This window comes from Pseudomonas sp. CM25 (assembly GCF_013179705.1).
Lineage (GTDB): Bacteria > Pseudomonadota > Gammaproteobacteria > Pseudomonadales > Pseudomonadaceae > Aquipseudomonas.
Genome location: NZ_JABMCW010000234.1, coordinates 1 through 8,988 on the forward strand (window position 1 = coordinate 1; position 8,988 = coordinate 8,988).

The following is an 8,988-nucleotide window of genomic DNA, read 5'->3' on the forward strand; positions in this document are numbered from 1 at the left end:
CGGTCAGCTCGAGCGGCTGACGAACAACCATGCGAGCGGTTTCGCGACCGAAGAACACGTCCAGAGAACGGTTGTTGATGGAAATGTTACCAGTACCCGGACGCAGGAATACGCGAGCGGTTGCGGTCTTGCGACGGCCAGTGCCGTAATTTTGAGTCGCCGACATAATGAACTTTCCCGTTAGATCTTCAGTTCTTGAGGCTGCTGAGCAGTGTGTGGGTGAGCTGCACCCGCGTACACTTTCAGCTTACGGTACATGTCGCGACCCAGCGGGTTCTTCGGCAGCATGCCTTTGACCGCGGTTTCGATAACACGCTCAGGGGCCTTGGCGATCAACTTCTCGAAGTTGATTTCCTTGATGCCACCTGGGAAACCGGAGTGGGAGTAGTACATTTTGTCGGAAGACTTGGCACCAGTCACACGAACCTGCTCGGCGTTGATGACGACGATGTAGTCGCCGGTGTCAACGTGAGGAGTGTATTCTGGTTTGTGTTTGCCACGCAGACGGCTAGCGATTTCGGTAGCCAGACGACCCAGGGTCTGGCCAGCGGCGTCGACTACGAACCACTCGCGCTTTACTGTTTCCGGTTTAGCAGTAAAAGTTTTCATTCTCTAAAGCCTCAGAGGCCGCCCAGCGAAAAATAGACGGCGAATCTTACTGGATAGTGCACAGCTTGCCAAGGGCAAGCGCGCAGCCGAACACAGACGCTTTTGGGGGCTCGGGTCGGGCACGCCAATGTTCGACGGGGTTCTTCCTGCGCGGTGGTGCATCACTTCCGCCACGCGGAGAGGGGGTGGATTATCCAGATTGCGCGAAAAATTTCAACCTGCTTTGATGAGCTTCCATTGCCAAGGAGTGTCCAACCGATGGAATACCGCCAGCTCGGCCGTACCGACCTCACCGTCAGCGCCCTGTGCCTGGGCACCATGACCTGGGGCGAGCAGAACGTCCAGGCCGATGCCTTCACGCAGATTGCCCGGGCCAAGGCCGCCGGGGTCAACTTCATCGACACCGCAGAGATGTACCCGGTGCCGCCCCGCCCGGAAACCTATGCAGCCACCGAACGCATCATCGGCAACTGGTTCCGCGAAAACCGTGACCGCGACGACTGGGTGCTGGCCAGCAAGGTCGCCGGCCCCGGCAACGGCATCAGCCACATCCGCGACGGCCAGCTCAAGCACAACCGCCAGCACATCGTCGCGGCGCTGGATGCCAGCCTGGAGCGCCTGCAGACCGACCGCATCGACCTGTACCAGCTGCACTGGCCGGAACGCAACACCAACTTCTTCGGCAAGCTGGGCTACCAGCACCTGCCACAGGACCATTTCACCCCACTGGAAGAAACCCTCGAAGTGCTCGACGAGCAGGTGCGCGCGGGCAAGATCCGCCACATCGGCCTGTCCAACGAAACGCCGTGGGGCACCATGAAGTTCCTGCAGCTGGCCGAGAGCCGTGGCTGGCCGCGGGCGGTGTCGATCCAGAACCCGTACAACCTGCTCAACCGCAGCTTCGAGGTGGGCCTGGCAGAAGTGGCCATCCGCGAGCAGTGCGGCCTGCTGGCCTATTCCCCGCTGGCCTTCGGCATGCTGTCGGGCAAGTACGAGAATGGCGCACGGCCTGAGCACGCACGCCTGACCCTGTTCAGCCGCTTTGCCCGCTATTCCAACCCGCAGACCGTGGCAGCCTGCAGCCGCTACGTGCAGCTGGCCCGCGAGCACGGCCTGGACCCTGCGCAGATGGCTTTGGCGTTCGTCACCCGGCAGCCGTTCGTGACCAGCAACATCATTGGAGCGACCAGCCTGGAGCAGCTGGAGAGCAACCTGGCCAGCGCTGAGCTGAACCTGAGCGACGAGCTGCTGGCGGCGATCGAGGCGATTCATCAGGAGCAGCCGAACCCTGCGCCTTGAGCGTAAAGGGGCCGCTTTGAGGCCCGATCGCCGGCAAGCCAGCTCCCGCAGGATGGCATCGAACCTGAGGCCTGCGCTGTACCTGTGGGAGCTGGCTTGCCGGCGATGGGCTGCACAGCAGCCCCTCTGTTGCTTGGGCTAGACACAATCGCCAAAAAATAAGACGATCCAGCCGGTGATTGACCACTCTACCCTATAAGAACAATGACAATGATGTTTACCCAACCCCCCGCGTCGCTGCGGCGCGTCAGCATCCTGGCCATTGACAAGGTGTTCGCTTCGACCTTGATGCAGGCCAAGGACTTCTTCCACCTCGCCAGCCTGCGCTACAGCAAACAGCTGGGCCTGGGCCTCGACCCCATGTTCGAGATCCGCCTGGTGAGCCCCGACGGCCAGCCCGTGGACAGTTTCAGCAATGTCCAGCTACCGGTTGACGGCGGCCTGGACGACGCCGATGTGATCATCCTCCCGGCCTACTGGGACGACTTCGACAACCTGCTGCAACGTTATCCACAGGTGCTGCCCTGGTTGCGCCAGCAGCATGCGCGTGGCGCGGTGCTGTGCGCCGAAGCCAGTGGCGTGTTCTGGCTGGCCGAATCGGGCCTGCTGGACGGCAAGGAGGCGACCACCTACTGGCGCTTTTTCACCACCTTTGCCGAACGGTTTCCGAAGATCCGGCTGAATCAGGACAAGCACCTGACCGACGCTGACAATATCTATTGTGCCGGTGGCGCCACCTCGGCCTGCGACCTGTACATCTACCTGATCGAACGGTTCTGTGGCGCCAACGTGGCCCGCGCGGTGTCCCGCGACATCCTCTACGAAGTGCAGCGCAACTACACCCCGGGGCGCATGGGCTTTGGTGGCCAGAAGTTGCACCAGGACCTGATCATCCTGCAGATCCAGCACTGGCTGGAAGAGCACTTCGCCGACAAGTTCCGCTTCGAGGACGTGGCCCGCAACCACGGCATGAGCATCCGCAACTTCATGCGTCGCTTCCAGGGGGCAACCGGTGACAAGCCGCTGCACTACCTGCAGCGGCTGCGGATCGAGACGGCCAAGGGGTTGTTGTCGAGCACGCGCAAGAGCATCAAGACCATCAGCTATGAGGTCGGCTATGACGATGCGAGTTTCTTTGCACGGCTGTTCCGCCAGCATACCGAGCTGTCACCGAACCAGTATCGGCAGCAGTTCATGCAAGAGGCTTGAGGACCTCGGGGCTGCTTCGCAGCCCATCGCCGGCAAGCGCGGCTCCCACAAGCGATGGGCCGCAGAGCGGCCCCGGCTTTCTTACGGTTTGTGAGCGCGCGACAGGAATTCGTGCGACTGCATCTCCAGCAACCGGCTCAGGGTCCGCTGGAATTCGAAGCTCAGGCGGCCACCGGTATACAGGTCCTTCAGCTCGACCTCGGCCGAGATGATCAGCTTGACGTTGCGGTCGTAGAACTCGTCCACCATGTTGATGAACCGGCGGGCGATGTCGTCGGTGGCCACGCCCATCTGCTCCACATTGCTCAGCAGCACGGCATGGAAGATCTTGCCCAGCTCGATGTAGTCGTTCTGGCTGCGCGGGCCGTCGCACAGGGCGCGGAAGTCGAACCAGGCGACATCGTCGCAGGTACGCAGGGCATTGATCGGGCGGTTCTCGATCATCAGCACATCGTTCTCGACCGCCTGGGTGCACTCAGGGGTCAGCGCCTTGAAGCTGGCGCGCATGCTCTGGTGCGCCGCGTCGTTGAGCGGGTAGTGGAACAGTTCGGCCTGCTCCAGGTGACGCAGGCGGTAGTCGACGCCGCTGTCCACGTTCACCACGTCGGTGTACTGCTTGATCATGGCAATGGCCGGCAGGAAGCGCGCACGCTGCAGGCCGTCCTTGTACAGACCGTCCGGCACGATGTTGGAGGTGGCCACCAGCGATACGCCGTTCTTGAACAGCTCTTCCATCAAGGTGCCGAGGATCATCGCGTCGGTAATGTCCGAGACGAAGAATTCGTCGAAGCAGATCACCCTGGCTTCATCGCTGAAGCGCTTGGCGATGATGGTCAGCGGGTTCTTCTCGCCCTTGAGGGTTTTCATTTCCTCGTGCACACGCTTCATGAAGCGGTGGAAGTGCGTGCGCATCTTCTGCTTGAACGGCAGCGCCTCGTAGAAGGTATCGACCAGGTAGGTCTTGCCTCGCCCTACCCCACCCCAGAAGTACAGGCCCTTGACCGGGGTCTGCTCCTTCTTGCCGAACAGCTTGCCGAACATGCCCGGCTTGTTGTTCTGCGCGTGTACCAGGTCGTCGTACAGGCGCTGCAGGTGACGCACCGCAGTTTCCTGCGCCGCGTCATGGAAGAAGTCGGGACGTTTCAGATCTGCTTGATAGCGTTCTAAGGGAGTCATAATTCGTTAGCGAGGCAACAAAAAACGGGCCGTCACTGTAGCGACAGGCCCGCCTAATGGCAATGCGACTTGCGGCGAAATGCCTCAGTCTTGTTGTGGCTGAAGCGCTACACGCAGGCTTTCGATAGCCGAATCGCGGGCTTCAGCGCTGTCGAACTGCGGCCCGTCGGCAACCTGCTCGCCATTCAGCCACAGGCCGAAGCCCAGGCCTTCGACGCGTACATCGGCCTCGCCACCCTGCTGCAGCTGCTTGCTGACAGCGCCGGCGCTCTTGCCGTCGGCGAAGCTGCGCGACAGCAGCAATTGCTCGCCATCAGCGGCCAGCAGGCGGAAGCGGAAGCTGCCGTCCTCGTCACGGAAGCTGACGAAACGCGCGCTCTTGGCGGCTTTTTTCTTCACTTCGGTGCTGGCCTGCACGCTGCTGCGGAACGAACGCAGGCCAACGGCCTCGCGCAGTTGCTCGAGGAACGGGGTGGCGATCTTCCGGGCCTTGGCCGCGCCAGCCAGCAGGATGTCTTCCAGGTCGGCCGGGCGGGCGATCAGCTGGTGGTAATACTCGCGCTTTTCAGCCAACTGGCCGTCCAGCAGCTGGAACAGGCGCTGCTTGGCATCGCCCCAGCCCAGGCCCTGCAGCAGCTCGTCGCGGAACTCGGCGCATTGCACCGGCGTCGAGAACGCCTGGAACAGGGTGAACAGGTGCGAGTTGTCCGGGTCTTTCGCCTCGCCTGGCGCCCGCGAGTCGGTGACGATGCGCGAGATGGCGTCTTTCATGTCCTTGGCGCTGGTGAACAGCGGGATGGTGTTGTCGTAGCTCTTGGACATCTTGCGACCGTCCAGGCCCGGCAGAGTCGCCACGCTTTCCTCGATGACCGCCTCCGGCAGGGCGAAGAAGTCGCTGCCCTGGCCGAACAGGTGGTTGAAGCGCTGACCGATGTCGCGGGCCATTTCCACGTGCTGGATCTGGTCACGGCCGACCGGCACCTGGTTGGCGTTGAACATCAGGATGTCTGCAGCCATCAGCACCGGGTAGCTGAACAGGCCCATGGTCACGCCGGCATCGGCGTCTTCGCCCGCTTCGACGTTCTTGTCCACCGAGGCCTTGTAGGCATGCGCACGGTTGAGCAGGCCTTTAGCCGCCACGCAGGTCAGCAGCCAGGTCAGCTCGGGGATTTCCGGGATGTCGGACTGACGGTAGAAGGTCACCTTGTCCGGGTCGAGGCCACCGGCCAGCCAGGTGGCGGCGATTTCCAGGCGCGAGCGCTGGATACGCAGCGGGTCGTCGCACTTGATCAGGGCGTGGTAGTCGGCCAGGAAGTAGAACGAATCGACACCGGGCTGCTGGCTGGCACGAATCGCCGGGCGGATGGCGCCGGCGTAGTTGCCCAGGTGCGGAGTGCCGGTGGTGGTGATACCGGTAAGAATGCGCGTGGTCATGGGTGTTCGCTTATTCAGGCTTGGCTCAGTTCGAAAGGCGCGGCAGCAGCAGATCCTTCAGATCGGTCAGCTTGCCATGGAAGAAGTGTCCGCATTCTGCCACTTTCAGCAGCTCATGGGGGCGCGACAGGCTGTCGGACCACTGGTAAACCAGCTGCGGATCGACGACTTCGTCGGCGTCCGGCTGCACCACGGTGATCGGGCAGCGCTGCGGCAGCGGGAATTGCGCGGTCAGGCGCATCACCGCCGGGGCGATCATGAACAGCCGCTGCAGCGTCACGCCGTCGGTTTCCAGGCGGCCGGCCAGGCTGGTGGCGACAAAACCGCCGAACGAGAAGCCCATCAGCACCAGTGGCAGGTGCGGATGCTGTTCACGCAGCCAGGCTGCCGCAGCCTCGGCATCGGCCACCTCACCCGCGCCCATGTCATGGCTGCCAGCGCTCTGGCCGACGCCACGGTAGTTGAAGCGCAAGGTGACATAGCCGGCATCGCGGGCGGTGCGTTGCAGGGTCGAGACCACCTTGTTGAGCATGGTGCCGCCCTGGACCGGGTTGGGATGGCAGATCAGCACCGCGCCGCGGGCTTCGGGCACGTCCAGGTACAAGGCTTCCAGCTGGCCGCAGGGGCCATCGATGAACAAGGGGGTTTCGCGGACAAGCAAGGCACTACTCCGTGACCTGGTGAAGGGTCGATTCGTCTAGGTGAGGAATTCTGTTCTGATTTGCGATCGCTCGCGGTATACAGCGCAGGTCTGAGCCGTTAACGTAAAGCAAAGCCGTTTATAGAGGAAGGACTCGTGGAACTCTCGCTCCTTGTTTGGTTGTTGCCGACCTTGGCCCTGGTCATTGGTGTGGTGGTTGGTTTCGTCGTGGCCCGCCTGCTGCCCAATGCCGCGCCAAGCAGCACTCAGCGTCAGCTGGATGAAATGCAGAAGCGCTTCGACAGCTACCAGAACGAAGTGGTTACCCACTTCAACAGCACCGCCATGCTGGTCAAGAAACTGACCCAGAGCTACCAGGATGTCCAGGATCACCTGGCCGAAGGCGCCAACAGCCTGGCCCTCGATGACGTCACTCGCCAGCGCCTGCTGGCCGCACTGCACTCCGAAGGCGCGCAAGGCCCGCGTGATCGCCTGACGCCGCCGAAGGACACTGCCGAAGTGCCGCGCGACTATGCACCAAAAGCGCCGAACTCGCCGGGCATGCTCGACGAGAGCTACGGGCTCAAACGCTAATCCGCCAAACATGAAAAGGCCTCGCGAGAGGCCTTTTTTGTAGGTTTACTGTGCCGGCCCAGGCAACCTATTTGCAGGCTTGCAACGCCTGCTCGACATCCGCCAGCAAGTCCTCGACATCCTCCAGCCCCACCGACAACCGCACCAGCCCTTCCGAAATGCCATGCTGCGCCCGCTCCTCGGCGGTGTAGCTGGAATGGGTCATGCTCGCCGGGTGCTGCGCCAGTGACTCCGCGTCCCCCAGGCTCACCGCCCGGGCAAACAGTTGCAGGGCATTCATGAAGCGTCGCCCCGCCTCTATACCCCCCTTGAGCTCGAAGGCAATCATCCCGCCGGGCAAGCGCATCTGCCGCTGGGCCAACAAGTACTGCGGGAACGACGTCAACCCTGGGTAATGGATCAGCTCAACCTGTGGCTGCCGGGCCAGGAACTGCGCGACCTGCATGGCATTTTCGCAATGCCGGTCCATGCGCAGGGCCAGGGTCTTCATCCCGCGCATCAGCAGCGCCGCGTCGTGCGGTGACAGCACCGCGCCGGTCATGTCCTTCAGTCCTTCCAGGCGAATCCGGTCAACCAGGTCCTTGCGCCCCACCACCAGGCCCGCAGTGATATCGCCGTGGCCGCTCAGATATTTCGTGGCCGAGTGCACCACCAGGTCAGCACCCAGTTCCAATGGCCGCTGCAGGTAAGGCGTGCAATAGGTGTTGTCGACGACCACAGACAAGTCATGCCCTCGCGCGGCGTCGGCAACCGCCGCGATATCCACCATCTGCATGTTGGGATTGGCGGGTGTTTCGAAGTAGATCATCCGCGTCTTGCCGTTGATGGCCGCTTTCAAGGCCTGCGCATCGTTAAGGTCGACATGGCGAATCTTCACCCCGAACTCACCGATGCCATGGTGCAGGAACGCGAAGGTGCAGCCATACAACGTCAGGCCGACAATCAACTCGTCGCCCGGCCGCAACAGCGTCCAGATCGTCGAAGTAATGGCCCCCATGCCCGACGCCAGCGCCAGGCCCGCTTCCCCGCCCTCCAGCGAGGCCATGCGCTGCTCCAGCAAGGCCAGGGTAGGGTTGGATATGCGGCTGTAGAAATGCCCCGCCTGCTCCCCGGCAAAGCAGGCGGCGCCGTATTCAACGCTGGGAAAGGCATAGGTAGCCGTCTGGTATACCGGCGGGACCAGGGCGCCACCGTGAGACAGGGGATCGTAACCGTGGTGAATGGCGCGTGTAGAAAAACCGGTTTTATTGTGGGAGTCGCGCATGGCAACAGCCTCTTGTGGTTTGCTATAAGCTTATGCCACTGGCCTGCCCGTTTTTTTCCAAATTGGCCCATGCGTTCGGGTAGATGCTGGAACAAAAACAACAAAAACCAAACCTGGAGGGCAAGACATGCCTTCGACTCTCGACCGCACCGACCGCGCGCTGCTTGCCGCGCTGCAGGACAACGCCCGCCTTACCGTCGCCGAGCTGGCCGACCAGGTGGCGCTGACCACCTCGCCCTGCTGGCGGCGGGTCAAGCTGCTGGAAGACAACGGCTACATCACTGGCTACCAGGCCATCCTCTCGCCCAAATCGCTGGGGTTTGGCGTGACCGCTTTCGTCAGCATCATGATGGATTCGCACACCAAGGACATGGCGTTGGCGTTCGAGCAACGGCTGATGGAAATTCCCGAGATCGTGGCCTGCCACAACATCTCGGGGCGCTATGATTTTCTGCTGGAAATTCTTGCGCGCGACCTGGAGTCGTTCGGGGAATTCACCCGCGAGGTGCTGCAACGCTTGCCGGGGGTGAAGGAGATTTATTCGAGTTTTTCCTACAAGGCGGTGAAGGAGCGGCGCGTAATTCCAGTGTCTGAAAAACATATCTGAACGGCACCCGCGGTCCCGTGGAAACGAGAATCGAGTAGGAGGCGGGCTCACACCCGCCGTCCTCTCACACCACCGTGCGTACGGTTCCGTACACGGCGGTTCAAGCTATGCGGCTAAGCCGGTTGATCGTATCCAGTATCGAGACCAGTCCGAGTC

At 62.0% G+C, this 8,988-nt stretch carries 10 protein-coding genes; 4 read left to right on the forward strand and 6 right to left on the reverse strand.

Annotated features, from left to right (window positions below; genetic code table 11):
* Both rpsI and rplM read right to left on the reverse strand, forming a co-directional pair.
* On the reverse strand, positions 1–166 hold a 166-nt coding region (gene rpsI, locus HP546_RS21020; protein ID WP_172229051.1), incomplete at its 3' end, for a 30S ribosomal protein S9.
* Positions 167–180: 14 nt separating this feature from the next.
* Positions 181–609, reverse strand: a complete 429-nt coding sequence (gene rplM, locus HP546_RS21025) for a 50S ribosomal protein L13 (RefSeq protein ID WP_003260798.1) — start codon at positions 607–609, stop codon at positions 181–183.
* Positions 610–867: 258 nt separating this feature from the next.
* Between rplM and HP546_RS21030 the strand changes: the two genes are divergently transcribed.
* Positions 868–1,908 (forward strand): NADP(H)-dependent aldo-keto reductase, encoded by a 1,041-nt coding sequence (locus tag HP546_RS21030; protein WP_172229053.1) that lies wholly within the window; start codon positions 868–870, stop codon positions 1,906–1,908.
* A gap of 288 nt (positions 1,909–2,196) precedes the next feature.
* Positions 2,197–3,117 carry a GlxA family transcriptional regulator gene (locus HP546_RS21035; protein WP_172229065.1) on the forward strand — a complete coding sequence of 307 codons (921 nt, stop codon included), beginning with the start codon at positions 2,197–2,199 and terminating at the stop codon, positions 3,115–3,117.
* 81 nt (positions 3,118–3,198) lie between these two features.
* Here HP546_RS21035 and zapE read toward each other — a convergent pair whose 3' ends face one another.
* The 3 genes from zapE to HP546_RS21050 all read right to left on the reverse strand — a co-directional run bounded on the left by zapE (position 3,199) and on the right by HP546_RS21050 (position 6,388).
* Positions 3,199–4,293: a cell division protein ZapE gene (zapE, locus tag HP546_RS21040; RefSeq protein WP_172229055.1), complete on the reverse strand. Its 1,095-nt coding sequence runs from the start codon at positions 4,291–4,293 to the stop codon at positions 3,199–3,201.
* Between the two features lie 84 nt (positions 4,294–4,377).
* Positions 4,378–5,727, reverse strand: coding sequence for a tryptophan--tRNA ligase (locus HP546_RS21045; RefSeq protein ID WP_172229057.1), 1,350 nt, complete (start codon positions 5,725–5,727; stop codon positions 4,378–4,380).
* A 25-nt stretch (positions 5,728–5,752) separates the two neighbouring features.
* Positions 5,753–6,388: an alpha/beta hydrolase gene (locus tag HP546_RS21050; RefSeq protein WP_172229059.1), complete on the reverse strand. Its 636-nt coding sequence runs from the start codon at positions 6,386–6,388 to the stop codon at positions 5,753–5,755.
* Positions 6,389–6,523: 135 nt separating this feature from the next.
* Between HP546_RS21050 and HP546_RS21055 the strand changes: the two genes are divergently transcribed.
* Positions 6,524–6,961, forward strand: a complete 438-nt coding sequence (locus tag HP546_RS21055) for a ZapG family protein (protein ID WP_172229061.1) — start codon at positions 6,524–6,526, stop codon at positions 6,959–6,961.
* A 67-nt stretch (positions 6,962–7,028) separates the two neighbouring features.
* Here the strand turns inward: HP546_RS21055 and HP546_RS21060 are convergent, their stop codons facing one another.
* Entirely contained in the window at positions 7,029–8,225 is a 1,197-nt protein-coding gene (locus tag HP546_RS21060; RefSeq protein WP_172229063.1) for a methionine gamma-lyase, read from the reverse strand.
* A gap of 127 nt (positions 8,226–8,352) precedes the next feature.
* On the opposite strand from HP546_RS21060, the gene HP546_RS21065 reads away from it, so the two are divergent.
* Positions 8,353–8,832, forward strand: a complete 480-nt coding sequence (locus HP546_RS21065) for an Lrp/AsnC family transcriptional regulator (protein ID WP_025340567.1) — start codon at positions 8,353–8,355, stop codon at positions 8,830–8,832.
* Positions 8,833–8,988: the final 156 nt, after the last annotated feature.

Excerpts from the sequence above, each read along its gene's own strand:
- rplM (WP_003260798.1), bottom strand. The coding sequence starts at position 609 with ATGAAAACTTTTACTGCTAAACCGGAAACAGTAAAGCGCGAGTGGTTC.
- zapE (WP_172229055.1), bottom strand. The coding sequence starts at position 4,293 with ATGACTCCCTTAGAACGCTATCAAGCAGATCTGAAACGTCCCGACTTC.
- HP546_RS21045 (WP_172229057.1), bottom strand. The coding sequence starts at position 5,727 with ATGACCACGCGCATTCTTACCGGTATCACCACCACCGGCACTCCGCAC.
- HP546_RS21035 (WP_172229065.1), top strand. The coding sequence starts at position 2,197 with ATGCAGGCCAAGGACTTCTTCCACCTCGCCAGCCTGCGCTACAGCAAA.
- HP546_RS21065 (WP_025340567.1), top strand. The coding sequence starts at position 8,353 with ATGCCTTCGACTCTCGACCGCACCGACCGCGCGCTGCTTGCCGCGCTG.
- HP546_RS21060 (WP_172229063.1), bottom strand. The coding sequence starts at position 8,225 with ATGCGCGACTCCCACAATAAAACCGGTTTTTCTACACGCGCCATTCAC.
- HP546_RS21030 (WP_172229053.1), top strand. The coding sequence starts at position 868 with ATGGAATACCGCCAGCTCGGCCGTACCGACCTCACCGTCAGCGCCCTG.